This window comes from Streptomyces sp. A012304, assembly GCF_026008495.1.
Classification (GTDB): Bacteria; Actinomycetota; Actinomycetes; order Streptomycetales; family Streptomycetaceae; genus Streptomyces.
Genome location: NZ_BQUN01000133.1, coordinates 1117 through 17425, shown reverse-complemented (window position 1 = coordinate 17425; position 16309 = coordinate 1117). Strand labels below are relative to the sequence as shown.

Sequence of the window (16309 nt, the reverse complement as noted above, 5' to 3'; positions counted from 1 at the left end):
TCCCGGCCTACGCGGGAAACCTCGACATCATGACCTCGGCCGCGCTGCGCACCGCGGAACGCATAGCCGCCTACCGCGCCACGGAGGTGGCCTGAAGGTGACCCGTCTGTACGTCCAGGACGTCACCCTGCGGGACGGCATGCACGCTGTCCGGCACCGCTACACCGTCGACCAGGCCGCTACGATCGCCGCCGCCCTGGACGCCGCCGGGGTGGCCGCCATCGAGATCGCCCACGGCGACGGGCTGTCCGGCTCCAGCGTCAACTACGGCGTCGGCGCCCACACGGACTGGGAGTGGATCGAGGCGGTGGTGGGCGCCGTGCGCCGGGCCGTCCCCACGACTCTGCTGCTGCCCGGCATCGGAACGGTTAACGACCTCAAGCAGGCGCACGCCCTGGGCATCCGCTCGGTGCGCGTCGCCACGCACTGCACCGAGGCCGACATCTCCGCCCAGCACATCACCGCCGCGCGGGAGCTGGGGATGGACGTCGCCGGTTTCCTGATGATGTCCCACCTGGCCGAACCGGCCGAACTCGCCCGCCAGGCCAAGCTGATGGAGTCCTACGGTGCCCACTGCGTGTACGTGACCGACTCCGGTGGCCGGCTCACCATGGACGGTGTCCGCGACCGCTTCCGCGCCTACCGTGACGTCCTCGACCCGGCCACCGAGTTGGGCATCCACGCCCATCACAACCTCGCCCTGGGCGTGGCCAACACCGTCGTCGCCGTCGAGAGCGGCGCCGTACGCGTCGACGCCTCGCTCGCCGGGCAGGGGGCAGGCGCGGGCAACTGCCCCCTCGAGGCTTTCATCGCGGTCGCCGACCTGATGGGCATCGAACACGGATGCGACCTGTTCCCGCTGATGGACGCCGCCGACGATCTCGTACGTCCGCTGCAGGACCGCGAGGTACGGGTGGACCGCGAGACGCTCACGCTCGGCTACGCGGGCGTGTACTCCAGCTTCCTGCGCCACGCCGAGACCGCCGCCGCACGCTACGGCCTGGACACCCGCAGCATCCTCGTCGAGGCCGGCAGACGGCGCATGGTCGGCGGCCAGGAGGACATGATCACCGACATCGCGTTGGATCTGGCCGCGCAGGGGAAAGCCGCTTCCTGACGCGCGGAGCGGAGGAGGAGCCGGTGCGCCGTCGACGACCGGCTCCTCCCCCATGCACAGGGAGGGAGACCGGTCGACGCGGGAGAAGGCCCGCCGGACGCCGACAGTCCTCGCGGACCGCGATGACTCAGGGCTCGTGCGTTCTCGGGTGGTGAGATGCTCTGAACTGTCCTTGTTGGGCGCTAAGCGAGATTTCAGAAGGTCCGCGCGTCACGGGTGACGGTGTTCGTGCGTGGTCAATCTGCCCCCGGCTCGGGCTCCACCGATGAGTTCTTGCGAGCTGCCGGGTCGGTATGGACATGACTGCTGAGAACAAGCCGCCGGTCGTCTCCCGCGGGGAGTGGCTGGCCGCGATCGACGCCCTGCGCGTGAGGGAGAAGGCGCACACCCGCGAGGGCGATGCGATCGCCGCCGCCCGGCGCCGGCTGCCCATGACCGAGGTGGACCCGTTGGCCCCGCTCGATGGAGGCAAGGGGTACGTCCCCCTGATCGACGTTTTCGAGGGCCGCACCCAGCTGTTCGTGTCGTATCACATGTGGCACGACGGCCACACCGCCGCCGACCAGTGTGAGGGCTGCACCTTCTTCACCGGCCAAGTCCGCGAACTGTCCTATCTGCACCAGCGTGACGTCACCTTCGCCGTCTTCTGCCAGGGCCCCTATGAGGAATCCGACCGCTACCGCCGCTTCATGGGCTGGGACATGCCCTGGTACTCCGTACCCGCCGAGTCACACGAACGGCTCGTCGCCGGCCGCCACTTCGGGATGAAGACTTGCTACCTCCGCGATGGGGACCGCGTCTACGAGACGTACTGGACCACCGGACGCGGCGTCGAACCCATGGCGCCGTCCTACGGCATCCTCGACACGACCGTCTACGGACGGCAGGAGACATGGGAGGACTCCCCGCCCGGTTGGCCGCAGCCGTACGAGACGCTCGGCCAGCAGTTCCGCAAGGACGGACGGCCGACTGCGCAATGGGCACGGATCGCCGCCGGCCACGACGACGACCTCCACGGCGGACAGCCCAGCACAGGCGGCTCAGGCTGTTGCTCGTGAACCCGCGCCCGACGGCCGTCGCGGCGGCGCGGTCAGGGCCCTGCGTGTCCTGCGAACCGTCCACCCCGGTGAACGCGCGGAACTTCTGGAATCGCGCTTGGTTGAGGCCAGGGCGGTGATCAAGGAAAGGAAGCGGTCCGTGATGATCGAGGTGTCTGGCGCCTCATCAACACGGACCACTTCCGCATGTCATCATCGCTGATCACTCTCTGCCGACCAGTTCGTGGACTTGGCCGACGTCTTGGATGTTCTGCCGGATCCCCGCCGCCGTCAGGGCCGCCGCTACCGCCTCGGCGCCCTGCTCGCCCTGTGCACGATCGCCGTGCTTGCCGGCGCCACCACACTGGTCGCAGTCGCGAGGCATGCCGCCTACCTGCCCGAGGAGATCCGTGACCGGCTCGGCCCGCGGGCCGCCCCGCGGGCGACCACCCTCGGCCGGGTCCTGGCCCGCCTCGACGGTGACACCGTCGACGCCGCGATCGGTGCCTGGCTCGCCCCGTTCTGCACCGGCCCTGGCGAGAGTGACGACCTGCGCGCCGTCGCAGTCGACGGCAAGACCCTGCGCGGCTCGCGCACCGTCACCAGGCGGGCCGTGCACCTGGTCGCCGCCGTCACCCACGGAGAACGCGCCGCGCTGAACCAGCGTCAGGTCCCCGGCAAGAAAGGCGAGATCACCGCATTCGTGCCGCTGCTGGCCCCGCTGGACCTGGCCGGGTGGACGGTCACCTTCGACGCGCTGCACACCCAGCACGCCCACGCCCGTTTTCTCGTCGAGGTCAAGAACGCGCACTACATCGCGATCGTCAAAGACAACCACCCGAAACTTCACGCCTTCCTCAAGCGTCTGCCGTGGGCCGAGATCCCGCTCGGCCACCACTCCCGCGAACGGGCTCACGGCCGTGACGAGATCCGTCGCCTCAAAGCCACCGCGGTGCCCCGACGGCTGCGATTCCCGCACCCCGTCCAGACCCTCAAGGTCACCCGCCGGCGGCGGGACAATCGCACCGGGAAAATCGAGCTCGAGCGAATCTACGCGGTCACCTCCCACACCGTGCACACCGCGACCGACGCTCAACTCGCCCGGGCCGTACGGGAGCATTGGCACATCGAGGCCCACCATCACGTCCGCGACACCACCCTCGCTGAGGACGCCTCGAAGATCCGTACCGGCAGCGCACCCCGCGCGATGGCCACCTTCCGCAACCTCGCCATCGCCCTGGCCCGCCTCACCGGCTGGACCAACACCGCCAAAGCCACTGACTACTACCGGTCACACCCCGACCACGCACTCGACCTCATCCAGCCCGGCAGGTGAGAACGCATGCGCCCTGCGCGATGACTCCCCGTGAACGTTCCACACCACCGGACCGTGAGCACACCGGCATCCGGCCCTCGACCCCGCAGCCGTCCGACCAAGTCGGCCAGCACCAGGTAGGCGCGTGATCCTCCGGGCAGCGTCTCCGCGGCCTCGGCAGCACCGCGCCGAAGCGCCCCCGAGATCATGCGAATGGCCCAGACCAGGTCGTTGTCCAAGGCAAGACACTCGGCACCTTCAGTTGTGGCACAGATAGTCTTGTTTGCAGAACATCTTTCTGACATAGTGTTTGGGAAGACGGAGCGCTCTTGCTCCGCGATGACGCAGGTGCCTCTTGTCAACCGACCCTCAGAAGTGCGCAATCGCGCTGGAATGCTTGCATGTCAATTTCGGGGTCCGAGAAATACGGAAAGCTTGTCTTCCCATGACTTCTAAGTCCATCGAAGCCGATTTCATCGTGATCGGCGGCGGGTCCGCTGGCTGTGTCCTGGCCAACCGTCTGAGCGAAGACTCGACGACGCAGGTTCTTGTTCTCGAGGCAGGTGACGACTGGCGACCGGGCGAAGCCCCAGGAGCCATCCGGAGTGCCAATGGATGGCGCCCCATCGAGGATCTTGAGGCGGCGCGTTTCCAGTGGGCGGATCTGGAGGCGCGTCGAACGCGAGCCCAGCCTCCGCGGCCCTACCTTCGCGGTCGCGGCCTGGGCGGTTCATCGCTCATCAATGGGTTGGCGGCCGTGCGCGCCATGCCGGATGACTACGATCGCTGGGCGGAAGCAGGGTGCGCCGGCTGGTCCTACGACGAGATGCTTCCCTACCTCCGCCGCTTGGAGAGCGACGCCGACTTCGGCGCAGAGCCCTATCACGGCGACAACGGCCCGATTCCGGTGACTCGCCTCTCGCGACGAGTGGAGCAGCCTCGACGAGGCGTTCGCCGAAACAGTGCTGGGAAGCGGGCAGCCATGGTGCGAGGACAGCAACTCGCCCAAAGGCACAGGCCTTTCGCCGACGCCGCTCAACATCCGCGATGGCCGACGTGTGACGGCCAATGACGCTTACCTGGAGCCGGCGCGTGAGCGCTCGAACCTCGAGGTCATTTCTGGAGCGACGGTGGACCGCGTCCTGATAGAAGGGGGCCGGGCCGTGGGAGTGCGGTTCCATCGTGAGGGCGTCGCTGTCAATGCCTACGCGAACGGCGTCGTTCTCGCAGCCGGAGCCCTGCACTCGCCCGCGATCTTGATTCGCTCGGGCATTGGTCCGGAAGCGCCACGTTTTCGGCTTCCCGTCGGCGAGGGACTACAGGACCACCCACTTGCCACGGTCTGGCTGCGTCACCGAGCCGACGCACTGAGGACCCCAGCAGACGCGCGCCACGTCAACACCTGCTTGCGCTACTCGTCGGGACACGAGGAAGGAGGCAAGAACGACATGATGATGGCGGTGACCAACCAGGCGCCGCGCTTGTCTCGCGAAGTGCAGAAGACCATCGTGGAAGAACGCGCGACCGGTACGTGGGGCGGGGGTGGCCTCAGCCAAGGCAACCTCAGCCAAGGCGCGGAGGAGAACCCGTTCGGCCTGGCGATCGTCTGGTTGAACCAGGTCTTCTCTCGAGGCACACTCAAACTCTCGTCAACGGACCCCTTCGCGGCGCCGCGGATCGAGCACCGGCAACTGGAAGAGCGCGCGGACCTCGTTCGGCTGCGCGACGGGTTTCACCGAGTGCGCGAGTATCTAGCGACGGAGCCCATGCGCAAAGTCGTGGAAAGCGCTGCTATCGACCCGGCGGGGACGGACATCTCTACGCTGGAGAACGACGAGGCGATCGAGCGATGGCTGCTCGCATCAGTGGGGGACATGTCCCATATCTGCGGGACCGCACGCATGGGCTCGCCCGACGACCCTCGCACGGTGGTGGATCCCCAGGCGCGGGTGCTCGGGGTCGAAGGGCTCTGGGTCGGGGACGCATCCATCTTCCCCACCATCCCCCGCGCCAACACGTTCCTGCCCACGGTGGCCGTCGCGGAGCGCGTCGCGGACTGCATCCGCGGGGTGTCGAACCCGTAGGCAAGCAACCGCCGCGGCCTCGCAGGGATGAGTGCCAAGCCGTCTTCTCCAGCATGAGTTCTCCTGCCGGTGCCGAGCCGCGTCGTGGTCCGAAGCTGGAACCGCTACTGCTACGAACCTTGCCACGGTCAGCGGGGCCGCGGTGGGTGAGGAGGTCGGGCAGGGAGGTGCAGCCGGCGTCGACCAGGTGCTCGGCGGGCAGCAGCTCGCGTGGGGCCAGGCGGGTGTGGATGCCGGGCAGGACCTGTCTGTCGTGGGTGGTGGCCGCGGTGGTGCCACGTCCGAATGGAATTCCTGGTCCGTACCGAGAACCGGCTGCCGGCCCACACCCTGGACAGCGCCCGTGACCAGCTGAGAAGAGGCGAACGCGAGCGCGCCATGGAACGGCCGCGAGGCGGGCGTGCTCAAGGGACTCTGGCGGGTTCCGGGCCGCAACGCCACGGTCGGCCTGTACGAGGCCGAGGACCCGCGGCCCTCCACGACGCCCAGACCTCGCTGCCCATGCGGAAGTGGACGAGCGTCACCGCGGAAGCGCTCGCCACGCACCCCCAGGAGTGATGATCGCCGGTTGGTGTCAGAGTCTCAGCAGGCGTTCGGCGTTGAGGTGGCAGATCTTCGCCCGGTCGGTCTCGCTGATCGGGGCGTTGTCGATGAAGGCGACGGCTTCGGCGTTGCCCTCCATGGGATAGTCCGTGGAGAACATGATCCGGTCGGCGCCCAGGGCGAGCAGGCTGCCCAGCAGGGGCGCCTGCGCGCACACCCCGCTCGTGGTGATCATGATGTTCTCGCGGATGTAGTCCGAGGGCCGTTCCTTGCCGAGCTTCAGACCGCGGCGGTTGATGAACTCCCAGCGGCTGTCGAGGCGCCAGAGCATGCCCGGCAGGCTTTCGCCCATGTGTCCGAGGACGAGCGTGGCGCCGGGGAAGCGGTCGAAGACACCGGAGAAGACGATGCGCAGGGCGTGCGTGGCGGTCTCCACGCCCCAGCTCCACATCGGGCCGATCAGCTCCTCGTGACCGCGCAGGTTGTGCCAGGTGTCGAAGGAGTTGGCCGGGTGCAGATAGAGCGGGACGCCGAGCGCTTCGGCCCGTTCCCACAGGGGCAGGAACTTCTCCGCGTCCAGGTAGTCGCCGTGCGTGTGGCCGTTGATGAGCGCGCCGCGCAGGCCGAGCTGGGTGACCGCGCGGTCGAGTTCGGCCACGGCGGCATCGGGGTCCTGCAGGGCCAGCGCGGCGAACCCGGCGAAGCGCTTGGGGTGCTTGGCCACGATCTCGGCGAGGAAGTCGTTGGTGAGGGCCGCGTTGCGTACCGCCGTGGCGGTGTCCTTCTCTGCCTGGATGCCCGGGGAGACCAGCGAGAGCACTTCGACGTCGATGCCGAATTCGTCCATCTGGGGCAGCCGGATCTCGGTGAAGTCGAGCAGCCGCCGCAGGGAGGTCTCCCACTGTTCCGGGATGAACATGGCGGCGCCGGGGAGGCTGTAGTGCTCCATGGCCGCGGTGGTGAAGTGCTCTTCGAGAGCGATCTTGCGCATGGTGGTTCTGGTTCCCTTTCGTAGGGGGCCGGACGCCCGGGCCGTCTGCGGGGCCGACGGTCCGGGCGTCGTCGTGGGGGCAGGGAAGTGGTTCAGGTGGCCGAGTCGGGGCGCAGTGCGACCACGGGAGGCGCCTGCGCCCAGGTCTCCGGGCGGCGGGATCCCCGGCGCGGCACGCAGATCGCGGCCAGGGCGCCGACTGCGCCGATGGCGGCGAAGACGTAGAAGTTCCCCTTCAGGTCCAGCCCGGAGTCAAGGATCCGGCCGCCGAGGGAGGGGCTCACGATGCCGCCGAGCCGGCCGACGGACAGGGCCCGGTCCGTCGCCGAGGTGCGCAGTTCGGCGGGCATGCGCTCGACGACGAAGGCGTCGACGAACGCCTGGACGCCCAGCAGTCCGAGTCTGCGGACCAGCAGGGACAGAGACAGCAGCCACATGGCCGGCCCTCGGCTGATCACGAGCAGGCCGTCCGCCGGCCAGGAAGACGCCCGCCACGACGCGGCGAGGACCGAGCCGTCGGCCGGTACACCCCAGGCCGGCACTCGCGCCGATCCAGGAGAACTCGCCCGTTTCATGATGGTGGGCAGCCAGGTGCCGAGCGCGAAAGTCAGCAGCAGTCCGCAGAACGCCATCAGCCACAGCAGCACGGTTGTCTGCGCCAACCCGCGCGCGAACAGCATGTCGGCCCCAGCAATCGGTCCTGCGGGGCGTCCGTCGGCAGCCGCGGCTCCGGCAGGCCGAACCGCGCCGCGACGCATGCCGCCTGCTCCCGACGCCCGGTGCGCAGCAGATGAAGCGGGCTGTCCCGCGGCCGCAGCGCCGCCCAGCGGGCCGTGGTCGCGTTCGAACATGGCAATGAAGAGGGTGAGCGTGAGGAACGGGTGGGCGCCCATCTCGAACAGGGCGACGTGGTCGTGCCGGCGCAGCGCGCCGCGCTCGTCCTCGGTGAAGGACAGCCAGGTGGTCTGCTCGGCGTCGATGCAGTTGAGCAGCCTTCCGGCCATCTCGGCCTCCCACCACTCGACGGTGGCAGCGGGATCGGTGCGGTAGCGCTCGACCAGTTCCGGGTCGCGGTCGACGGTGTAGAGGAACTTGTTCAGCAGGTACTTGCTCACCGGGTCACCTCCGCCGCGCGCGGCGCTCCGCCCGGATACCAGGTGAAGTACGCCTCCATCGTGTGGAACAGGTCGAGGGTGTCGACGTGGTCGGCCTTCCTGCCCTCGCCGGCCACCCCCATCATCAGCATGAAGTCCATGAACCCGTGCGTGGCATTGCCCGGGGCATGCAGGCTGTCGAGGGTCACCTCGGACAGGCAGCCCTCGATGTCGCCCGAGGCGATCCACTCCACGGCCTTGCGGTCGAACTCGGGGTCGGGGCCGTGCTCGCCGAACTGGCGCGGGCCGCCCAGCTCCAGCGAGAGGTGACCGGTGCCGATGATGGCCACCCGCTTGTCGCTGTCCCAGGACTCGACCATCTCCCGTATCGCCCGGCCGAGTTGGACGAACCGCTTCGGCTGCGGCAACGGCGGGGCGAAGATATTGGTATATACCGGCACGATCTGCAGGTCGGCCTCGGGGCGCAGCGTGATGATCGGGCAGGTGATGCTGTGGTCGATCCGCAGCTCGTTGGAGAAGGCCAGGTCGAAATCGCGGTCCAGGCCGTCGCGCAGGAGATGCGCGGCGAGGTCCTCCTCGCCCTTCAGCAGCATCCGGGGCAGGCCGAACTCGCGTTCCTCGTTGTACCAGTTGGCGTCGAAGACCGGCGCCTTGCCGATCAGGAACTGCGGCATGTTGTCCAGCCACAGCTGATGGAAGTGGTCGCTGCCGATCATGACCAGGACGTCGGGTTCCGCGGCGGTCAGTGTCTGGCGGAAGCGCTCGATCTTGGCCACCCACTCGTCGGCGTACGGCGGGCGGTCCTCCCCGGTGGCGGTGCTGGCGCGGTAGTAGAAGGGGTGGTGAGTGGACGCGATGACCGCGGCCAGTTCAGCCATGACGACCTCCGTCGGTGTCGTGGGGGGGTGAGGGGGTCCGGCAGGTAAGGGTCCGGGGCGACGGACCGGTTGTTGAGGTCCACCGACAGGAAGACCTCGCTCGCCACCGGGTGGCGCAGCTCCTCGGCCAGTTGCCCGATCAGGCCGGCGGTACGGGCCAGCAGCGCGAAGCCGCGCAGCAGTTCCAGGGGCAGCCCGAGGTCGGCCAGGGCCGCGCCGCAGACTCCGGCGCCGTTGAGCGGCAGCTTCCTGCCCAGCGCCTGTGGGTGCACCCGGCCGATCGCCGCGAACAGTGACAGATGCGGCCCGAGAAGGTCTTCCTCGGCGGCGATCCGCAGCAGCCGTGGGGTGCGGGGGTCGCCGTCCTTGTGTACGTGGTGCCCCAGGCCGGGGACGAACCGGCGGGCCGTGCGCTGCGCCCGTACGGTCTCCAGGGCGAGGGCGTCCCAACCCTCGTCGTCGGTGGGCAGCGGGCCGTCCACGCCGGAGAGGACCTCGTGCAGGAACCGGCCGCAGTCCTCGGTGACCCCCAGGAAGCGGGAGCCACCACCGAGCAGCCCGGCGGCGAGGGCACCTTGGACGGAGTCCGGCGCGGACAGGTAGGTCAGCCGCGTGACGATCGCCGTCGGGGTGAAGCCGTGGTCGGCCAGCGCGGCGAGGACCGCCTCGAACACCCGGGTCTCCCCCGGTGTGGGCGACCGCTGGGTGGCCAGCCAGAACGCCAGCTCGCCGAAGCCGACCTCGCCCATCACGTCCCGGGCCAGGTCGGTGCCGAGCAGGGTGATCGTCGTAGGGGTGGAGGCGCCGAGCGCGGTCGGGTACGCCGGGCGTTCGATCAGGGCCTGGTCGTCGGTGTCATCGGTCACGGTCGGCCTCCCGTGGGGCGGAGAGCCAGGCGCGGACGTCGGTGCCGTGCTCGTCGAGCGCGGGTGGGGGGAGGCGGTAGGTCGGCGGGGTCCGGGACAGCCGGATGGGGTTGCGGACCGTCGGTACGGCGTCGTCACGTTCGCCGGCCTCCACGACCGGTTCCAGGCCGAGGTCCTCGGCGAGCTGGACGCCTCCCGCAACGGTGTTGATCGGCCCGCAGGGCAGCCCGGCGTCGGTGAGGATGCCGAACCAGTCCTGCGCGCTCTTCGTGGACAGCGCCTCCAGCAGCAGGGGCCGTAGCTCCTCGCGGTGGTCGTTGCGCTTGCCGACGCTGTCGAAGCGCGGATCGTCGGCGAGGTGCGGGCAGCCGATCGCCGCCGCGAGCTTGCGGAACTGGCCGTCGTTGCCGGCCACGACGATGAGCTCTCCGTCACCGGTGCGCAGTGGCTCGTAGGGGAACAGGCTCAGGTGCGCGTTGCCCATGCGGGTGGGGACGACGCCGCCGGCGACATAGGCCGAGGTCTGGTTGACCAGCGCGGAGAGCGCGGAGGACAGCAGGTTGGTCTCCACGTGCTGGCCCTCGCCGGTGAGGTCGCGGTGATGCAGAGCGGAGAGTATGCCGATGGCCGAGTGCAGTCCGGTCATCACGTCGAAGACGGAGATGCCGGCGCGGAACGGCGGCCCGTCCGCGGCGCCGGTCAGGCTCATCAGCCCGGACATCCCCTGCACGAGCAGGTCATAGCCGGGCAGTTTCGCGCCGGGGCCGGTGCCGAAGCCGCTGATCGAGCAGTAGATGACCGCCTCGTTGCGGGCGCGGACGGTGTCGTAGTCCAGGCCGTAGCGGGTCAGACCGCGGGGCTTGAAGTTCTGGATGAATACGTCGGCCCGCGCCGACAGTTCGTGCGCAAGCGCGAGGTCGCCGGGGTCCTTCAGGTCCAAGGTGATCGATCGCTTGTTGCGGTTGATGGCGAGGTAGTAGGTGGCGACGTCACCGCGGACCGGGGGGACCCAGCTGCGGGTGTCGTCCCCTCCGGGCCCCTCGACCTTGATCACCTCGGCGCCCAGGTCGGCCAGCAGCATGGTGGCGTACGGGCCGGCCAGCACCCGGGAGAAGTCGGCCACGACGAGCCCTCTCAGCGGGCCCGCGGATGGTGGTGCGGCGCTCACGGAAGCCCCTCCATGGGTGGTGCGGACAACTGCCGGCATCACCGTGCACGGGAGGGAGGGGTCGAGGGCAGCCGCTTTGCGCAAGCGGCGCGGCCGCTTCGCGCAACGTCGAGGCACATCCGACGGCGGCGGATGACCTCAGCGGCGTTCGCGATCGCGGGCGGTGCTGAGGGTGGTGGCGGGGAACTCCCCGAAACGGTCGCGGTAGGCGCGCGCGAAGCGGCTGGGGTTGGTGAACCCCCAGTGCGCGGCGATGTCGGCGACGGAGCCGGCGCCCTGCGCGAGGTCGTCATGGGCGCGGTCGAGCCGCACCTGGCGCACGAACTGCATCGGGCTGATCTGGTAGCGCTCGCGGAAGGCGTACTGGAGACTGCGCGCGCTCATCCCGGACAGCTGGGCCAGATCTCCGACGGTATAGGGGCGGTCGGGAGCGCGCTCGATCTCCTCGACGACCCGGTCCAGCGCCCCACGGGGCATGGGACGGTGCGGATGGGCGAGCAGCTGTTCGGTGTAGGAGTGCCGCTGGGACAGCAGCAGGCCGGTGACCAGGCTGCGTTCGAGGAGTTCCTGGTGGTGCCCGTGCAGCGGGTCGCCGGGGACGTTCACCGACTGCAGCAGGGCGGACAGGATCGACATCCACCGGCGGCCGGGGCCGTCGTCGACGGGAAACGCCAGGTGCAAGTCGATGGGCTTGACGACCGGCCGGCCCAGCAGGGCGGACAGCTCCTCCTCGGCCCGGTTGCGGGTGATCTTGATTGACAGCTGGGTGGCGTCTGCTTCCCACCGGGGCAGCGTGGTGGGCCGGCCGGGGCTGAACACGGTCGCCATCCGTGGCGAGGCCAGCGTCTCCTGGTCGCCGCACCGGGAGACGACCTTGCCGGTGAGGACGACGTTCACGTGGTAGGCGGGCAGCTCGCCGGGGTCGACGCTGGCCGTGGTCCCCGGCTGGACGTAGCCGATGGTGGTCAGCGCGAGGTGGACCGCACTGATCCGCGGCCGCCACGACGCCGGCCGACGCTCGAGCGCCTCGATCCGCGCCGGGTAGAAGTGCCGGTTGAGGGTGTCCCGGAACAGGCCGAACTCGGGGGCCGTGACCTCGTTGGGCGCGTCGAGGAATGCCTCGTACGGCAGGTCGGGTACGCCGGACGAGGACGGCCAGGCCTGCGCTTCACCGTACATACGGCACCTCTTCGTTCCCACGCGGGTCACTTGGCTGATTTCTCCGCTTCCTTCCACCTGCGGTCACGGGAAGGACGTAAGGGAGGTCTCATGAACCGGTGAGCGAGGCGATGGGGATGCGTGAACCGGCCGCGGCCATGCGCGAAGCGTCTCGGCGCCCTGCGCACCTGTTCCTACTGTCGCTGTCATTGTGTGCGTCACGAACGTGAGGAAGGCACTATGACAGGGACGGACGAAGCGGTGGCCGAGCGGCTGCACGCCGACGTGGCGGTGATCGGCTACGGCCCCGTGGGCCGGCTTCTGGCCCTGCTGCTGGGCCGGCGCGGCAAGCGCGTCGTGGTGATCGAACGCCAACCGCGTGCCTACCCGTTGCCCCGGGCGGTGCACTTCGACGACGAGGTCGGCCGCATCTTCCAGTCGGTCGGGGTCCCGCCGGACTCGATGACTGACGTCGTCACCCCTTACAACGAGTTCTACGAGTGGCGGGCCGCCGACCGCCGACCACTGCTGCGACTGGACTGGCGTGGCCTGGGGCCGTCGGGCTGGCATGTCAGCCACTTCTTCTACCAGCCCGCCCTGGAGGCGCTCCTCAGCGCGCGCGTTGAATCCCTGGAATCGGTCACGGTGCTGCGTGGCTGGGAGGCCGTGGCCCACACCGAGGACGCCGACGGCGTCACCGTGGGGTTGAGATCGACGACCGACGAGCGGCGCACGGTCACCGCCCGCTACGTCATCGGCGCCGACGGGGCGAACAGTTTCGTCCGGTCGTGGATCGGCTCCACCGTGACCGATCTGGGCTACTTCCACGACTGGCTGGTCATCGACCTGCTGATGCACGCCCCGCTGGAGGACTTCGACTTCTCCCCGGCGGCCTGGCAGCTGTGCGACCCGGAACGGCCCACCACTTTGGTGCCCGGCGGCCCGGGGCGGCGGCGGTTCGAGTTCATGCGGCTGCCGGCCGAGACGGTCGAGGAACTCAACGAAGAGGAGACCGCGTGGCCGGTTGCTCGAACCGTGGGGCATCACCCCGGGGACCGCCAAGCTCGAACGGCACACCGTCTACACCTTCCAGGCCCGCTGGTGCGACACCTGGCGCAAGGGGCGGCTGCTGCTCGCCGGTGACGCCGCGCACCTCATGCCGTCGTTCGCCGGCCAGGGCATGTGCAGCGGCCTGCGCGACGCGGTCAACCTCGCCTGGAAACTGGAACTGGTCCTCGACGGCCGCGCCGACGAGGACATCCTCGACAGTTACGGACCCGAACGCGCCGAGCACGTCCGGCACTTCATCCATGCCTCGATGGCGCTGGGCGAGGTCATATGCCTGGCCGACCGGGACGCCGCGGCGGAGCGGGACAGGACGATGCAGGCCGATCTCGCCGCCGGCATCGAGCAGCCACCGCGACCACTGCCGCGCCTCGGGGCTGGGCTGCGGCGCGACGACGCCGGCGGCGGTCTGCTGTCCATCCAGGCCGAGGTCGACGGCGGAGCCCGGCAGGGGCTGTTCGACGACGTCGTCGGCCCCGGCGGCGTACTGCTGCTGGCCGACCCGCGACTGTGCGAGCGGCTGCGCCCGCAGGACACCGCACTGCTGGCCGACCTCGGTTGGAAGGTGGTCGCCCTGGACGCCGTGCCCGGTGAGGAACAGGTCGTGGACACCACCGGCGCCTACGCGGCATGGCTGGCGCAGCTCGATGCGGTCGCCGTGCTGATCCGGCCCGACTTCTACGTCTACGGCACCGCCGCCGACGCCGAGGACCTCACCGCGTTGCTCCACCACCTCGATGACGCTCTGCACGCACCCACGTCCCTGGCTGGATGAGCGGGTCTTCGACATTAAGCGGTGCAACATGGCCATATCCCCTCGCCGCCCCATGGACCGGGTCGCTCCAGGCGGTCGTCGCGTGGACACAGGGCCGCGCCGCCCCTCCCGTCGACGGCTGCCATGTACGCGCACACCCCTTAACTTCGAAGACCCCCTCTGGACGTAGGTTCGGAACCGGTGCAGGACCTCGGCCCAGTGCCGAGTGAACGCACGCCGCAGGTCGGCGGGCTCGTCCGCAGATGGACAGGGCGCCGCATACCGGTCCGCTGGTTGGGCTCGCATGAGGAGTTTTCTCGCTGCGACGGACGCGAGTCAGCCGGCATGCCTCACCTCGTCGGTGTCGGCGAGACCGGAGTCGGTCTCGCCAAGTCGTCGGGCGGTGTCGAGCACGTCGGCCCATATCTCGTCGAGGAACTACCGCAGATCGTCGCGCCCTTCCGGTCGGCCGCGGTAGAGCCGCCGGGTGCCATCGCGGCGCTCGCTGATCAGACCGGCGTTCTTCAGCACCGTCAGGTGCCGGCTGACCGCGGTGCGGGTGACGTCGAACGCTGCGGCAATCTCACCCGCGGCCCGCTCTCGTGGGCGACGAGACGCAGGACGCCCGGCGACGCGGTTCGGCGAGTGCCCGCAGCGCCTCGTCAGTCGCAGCGTCCGTCGCGGTGTCGGCCATCGCGCAGTGCGTCTCGTCGCTCAACTGGATTCTCTGTTTGTCGGTCAGGCCCACAGGCCGACAAGATTCCCGTCCGGATCCGCGAAAATCGCGTAACGGCTCTGGTCGCCCGGCAGGTCGGTGGGCGGCACCACCTTCTTCCCGCCCAGCGCCTCGGCCCTCTCCAGGTAACCGTCCAGGTCGTCGACCTTCATGTAGACCTTGACTCCCGTGTCTCCCGGTGCGATCGACGGGCCGATCCCTCCGACGATCGCCCCGTCGCCGGCGCCGGTGTCCACCAGGGCGTAGCCACCCATCGTCGGATCCGGGGCGACCTGCCAGTCGAACAGATCCGCGTAGAACCTCTGCGCCCGCTTTTGATCTGTGCTGATCACTTCGAAGAACGCTACCGGCTGACCCATGTCAATCATCTGCCTCTCTGATATTCGTTAAGTCGGGTGTGGTGAGGTGTTCATCCCGCGTGACGACCCCTTTAACCGTCAGGCATCCGAGGCGGCTTTCGCGGCGATCGCAGTGTGTGCAGAGGTCGTCCCGGTCCGCTCGGCGGCGGCTTTCTCAGCGATAGCGATAACCACAGCATTGATGTTGGCGGACGGGATCACCTGAATCACCGAAGCGTCGACCACACTGAGGCCGTCAACGCCCCGCACACGCAAGTCGGAGTCGACCACTCCGTCCCCGCCCAGCCGGCACGTTCCTGAGGGATGGTAGAACGTCATCAGGGAAGCGTTGATGAGCGCGTCCACCTCTTTCTCGCTCGTCGGCGGGGCAGTCGGCTGAAGCATCTCCGACCCCAGGGACCTCAGCGGCTCATGTCCGAGAATCTCGAATGCCAGACGAACGCCGCGCCGCAAAACCTCGCGATCCTCCTCATCAGCGAGGTAATTGGTTGCGATCACGGGCGGCGCGAGCGGGTCGGAGGAACGGAGACGGACACTGCCTCGACTCCGTGGCCGTGCGACCGTGGGCATGAGTGTGAATCCGTTCGGCGGCACTTCGCCGGGCTCGGGAGCAACGCCTGTGAGAACGATCGGAGCGAAGGTGAACTGCAGGTCCGGCGGTTCGTCTTCAGTTCCCGGCTTCGAGTGAGTGAAGAGGCCGGCTTCTCCTAGTACTGCAACGGTCTTTGCCGTGACTGCTGGCCAGTTCGGTCGTTGGTGTGGTTATGGGTGGGGACCTTGCTGGTGTCAGGTTGTGGGCGGGGGAACTGGGTGCTCTGCATGAGCGGTTCGTGCACCGGTTCAACCGGGAGGAGCCGCGGCAGTCGGCGCTGGCTTACATGCGTGGGCTGATCGCTCCGTTGCAGCGGAAGAACGGCTGGACGCTTGCGGAGGAGGCCGGGCACACGGGTCCCGATCGCATCCATCGGCTGCTGAACCGGATCGAGTGGGACGCCGACAAGGTCCTGGACGACGTACGCGACTACGTCGTGGAACACCTCGCAGACCGCGAGGCCGTCCTGATCGTCGACGACACCGGGTTTCTGAAGAAGGGCATCCGCTCTGCCGGCGTGCAAAGGCAGTA

18 protein-coding genes and 1 pseudogene are annotated in these 16309 nt (G+C 69.0%); 10 read left to right on the top strand and 9 right to left on the bottom strand.

What is annotated here, in order from left to right:
- From ALMP_RS33090 to ALMP_RS44530, 7 genes and pseudogenes are all read left to right on the top strand, one after another.
- Positions 1 to 95, top strand: a pseudogene (locus tag ALMP_RS33090) (acetaldehyde dehydrogenase family protein); the annotation flags it as partial.
- Positions 96 to 97: 2 nt separating this feature from the next.
- Positions 98 to 1117, top strand: a complete 1020-nt coding sequence (gene dmpG / locus ALMP_RS33085; protein WP_264935154.1) for a 4-hydroxy-2-oxovalerate aldolase — start codon at positions 98 to 100, stop codon at positions 1115 to 1117.
- 299 nt (positions 1118 to 1416) lie between these two features.
- Positions 1417 to 2175, top strand: a complete 759-nt coding sequence (locus tag ALMP_RS33080) for a DUF899 domain-containing protein (protein WP_264935153.1) — start codon at positions 1417 to 1419, stop codon at positions 2173 to 2175.
- A gap of 241 nt (positions 2176 to 2416) precedes the next feature.
- Positions 2417 to 3490, top strand: coding sequence for an ISAs1 family transposase (locus tag ALMP_RS33075; protein WP_264935152.1), 1074 nt, complete (start codon positions 2417 to 2419; stop codon positions 3488 to 3490).
- 424 nt (positions 3491 to 3914) lie between these two features.
- The gene (locus ALMP_RS44540; RefSeq protein WP_375803564.1) at positions 3915 to 4541 is read left to right on the top strand and encodes a GMC family oxidoreductase N-terminal domain-containing protein; all 627 of its coding nucleotides are present in this window, start codon (positions 3915 to 3917) and stop codon (positions 4539 to 4541) included.
- The gene (locus tag ALMP_RS44535) at positions 4432 to 5553 is read left to right on the top strand and encodes a GMC family oxidoreductase (RefSeq protein WP_375803563.1); all 1122 of its coding nucleotides are present in this window, start codon (positions 4432 to 4434) and stop codon (positions 5551 to 5553) included. The genes ALMP_RS44540 and ALMP_RS44535 overlap by 110 nt, the downstream gene beginning before the upstream one ends.
- A gap of 285 nt (positions 5554 to 5838) precedes the next feature.
- Positions 5839 to 6111, top strand: a complete 273-nt coding sequence (locus ALMP_RS44530; RefSeq protein WP_375803562.1) for a muconolactone Delta-isomerase family protein — start codon at positions 5839 to 5841, stop codon at positions 6109 to 6111.
- Between the two features lie 16 nt (positions 6112 to 6127).
- Here the strand turns inward: ALMP_RS44530 and ALMP_RS33060 are convergent, their stop codons facing one another.
- The 6 genes from ALMP_RS33060 to ALMP_RS33035 form a co-directional block, all read right to left on the bottom strand.
- Entirely contained in the window at positions 6128 to 7087 is a 960-nt protein-coding gene (locus ALMP_RS33060; RefSeq protein ID WP_264935150.1) for an amidohydrolase family protein, read from the bottom strand.
- Between the two features lie 92 nt (positions 7088 to 7179).
- Positions 7180 to 8202 (bottom strand): hypothetical protein, encoded by a 1023-nt coding sequence (locus ALMP_RS33055; RefSeq protein WP_264935148.1) that lies wholly within the window; start codon positions 8200 to 8202, stop codon positions 7180 to 7182.
- Positions 8199 to 9059 (bottom strand): extradiol ring-cleavage dioxygenase, encoded by an 861-nt coding sequence (locus ALMP_RS33050; RefSeq protein WP_264935160.1) that lies wholly within the window; start codon positions 9057 to 9059, stop codon positions 8199 to 8201. The genes ALMP_RS33055 and ALMP_RS33050 overlap by 4 nt, the downstream gene beginning before the upstream one ends.
- On the bottom strand, positions 8945 to 9946 hold the full coding sequence (locus tag ALMP_RS33045; protein WP_264935146.1) for a citryl-CoA lyase: 1002 nt from the start codon (positions 9944 to 9946) through the stop codon (positions 8945 to 8947). The genes ALMP_RS33050 and ALMP_RS33045 overlap by 115 nt, the downstream gene beginning before the upstream one ends.
- Positions 9936 to 11153, bottom strand: coding sequence for a CaiB/BaiF CoA transferase family protein (locus ALMP_RS33040; protein ID WP_375803561.1), 1218 nt, complete (start codon positions 11151 to 11153; stop codon positions 9936 to 9938). The genes ALMP_RS33045 and ALMP_RS33040 overlap by 11 nt, the downstream gene beginning before the upstream one ends.
- 99 nt (positions 11154 to 11252) lie before the next feature.
- Positions 11253 to 12293 carry an AraC family transcriptional regulator gene (locus ALMP_RS33035; RefSeq protein ID WP_264935144.1) on the bottom strand — a complete coding sequence of 347 codons (1041 nt, stop codon included), beginning with the start codon at positions 12291 to 12293 and terminating at the stop codon, positions 11253 to 11255.
- Between the two features lie 219 nt (positions 12294 to 12512).
- Here ALMP_RS33035 and ALMP_RS33030 point away from each other — a divergent pair, with 219 nt between their 5' ends.
- Positions 12513 to 13415, top strand: a complete 903-nt coding sequence (locus tag ALMP_RS33030; RefSeq protein ID WP_264935143.1) for an FAD-dependent monooxygenase — start codon at positions 12513 to 12515, stop codon at positions 13413 to 13415.
- On the top strand, positions 13297 to 14112 hold the full coding sequence (locus ALMP_RS33025) for an FAD-dependent monooxygenase (protein WP_264935142.1): 816 nt from the start codon (positions 13297 to 13299) through the stop codon (positions 14110 to 14112). Before ALMP_RS33030 ends, ALMP_RS33025 begins: the two co-directional genes overlap by 119 nt.
- A 417-nt stretch (positions 14113 to 14529) precedes the next feature.
- Here ALMP_RS33025 and ALMP_RS44525 read toward each other — a convergent pair whose 3' ends face one another.
- The 3 genes from ALMP_RS44525 to ALMP_RS33010 all read right to left on the bottom strand — a co-directional run bounded on the left by ALMP_RS44525 (position 14530) and on the right by ALMP_RS33010 (position 15756).
- Positions 14530 to 14673 carry an ArsR family transcriptional regulator gene (locus tag ALMP_RS44525; protein WP_375803565.1) on the bottom strand — a complete coding sequence of 48 codons (144 nt, stop codon included), beginning with the start codon at positions 14671 to 14673 and terminating at the stop codon, positions 14530 to 14532.
- Positions 14674 to 14829: 156 nt separating this feature from the next.
- Positions 14830 to 15186: a VOC family protein gene (locus ALMP_RS33015; protein ID WP_264935141.1), complete on the bottom strand. Its 357-nt coding sequence runs from the start codon at positions 15184 to 15186 to the stop codon at positions 14830 to 14832.
- Between the two features lie 78 nt (positions 15187 to 15264).
- Complete coding sequence (locus ALMP_RS33010; RefSeq protein WP_264935139.1) at positions 15265 to 15756, bottom strand: GMC oxidoreductase; 492 nt, start codon at positions 15754 to 15756, stop codon at positions 15265 to 15267.
- A 194-nt stretch (positions 15757 to 15950) separates the two neighbouring features.
- Here ALMP_RS33010 and ALMP_RS33005 point away from each other — a divergent pair.
- The coding region (locus ALMP_RS33005; RefSeq protein ID WP_264935156.1) for a transposase at positions 15951 to 16309 on the top strand (359 nt) is incomplete at its 3' end.

Bases quoted from the DNA above. Each gene is read 5' to 3' on its own strand.
- ALMP_RS44540 (WP_375803564.1), top strand. From the start codon at position 3,915: ATGACTTCTAAGTCCATCGAAGCCGATTTCATCGTGATCGGCGGCGGG.
- ALMP_RS33035 (WP_264935144.1), bottom strand. From the start codon at position 12,293: ATGTACGGTGAAGCGCAGGCCTGGCCGTCCTCGTCCGGCGTACCCGAC.
- ALMP_RS33030 (WP_264935143.1), top strand. From the start codon at position 12,513: ATGACAGGGACGGACGAAGCGGTGGCCGAGCGGCTGCACGCCGACGTG.
- ALMP_RS33040 (WP_375803561.1), bottom strand. From the start codon at position 11,153: ATGCCGGCAGTTGTCCGCACCACCCATGGAGGGGCTTCCGTGAGCGCC.
- ALMP_RS33010 (WP_264935139.1), bottom strand. From the start codon at position 15,756: ATGCCCACGGTCGCACGGCCACGGAGTCGAGGCAGTGTCCGTCTCCGT.
- ALMP_RS33015 (WP_264935141.1), bottom strand. From the start codon at position 15,186: ATGGGTCAGCCGGTAGCGTTCTTCGAAGTGATCAGCACAGATCAAAAG.
- ALMP_RS33060 (WP_264935150.1), bottom strand. From the start codon at position 7,087: ATGCGCAAGATCGCTCTCGAAGAGCACTTCACCACCGCGGCCATGGAG.
- ALMP_RS33080 (WP_264935153.1), top strand. From the start codon at position 1,417: ATGACTGCTGAGAACAAGCCGCCGGTCGTCTCCCGCGGGGAGTGGCTG.
- ALMP_RS44530 (WP_375803562.1), top strand. From the start codon at position 5,839: ATGGAATTCCTGGTCCGTACCGAGAACCGGCTGCCGGCCCACACCCTG.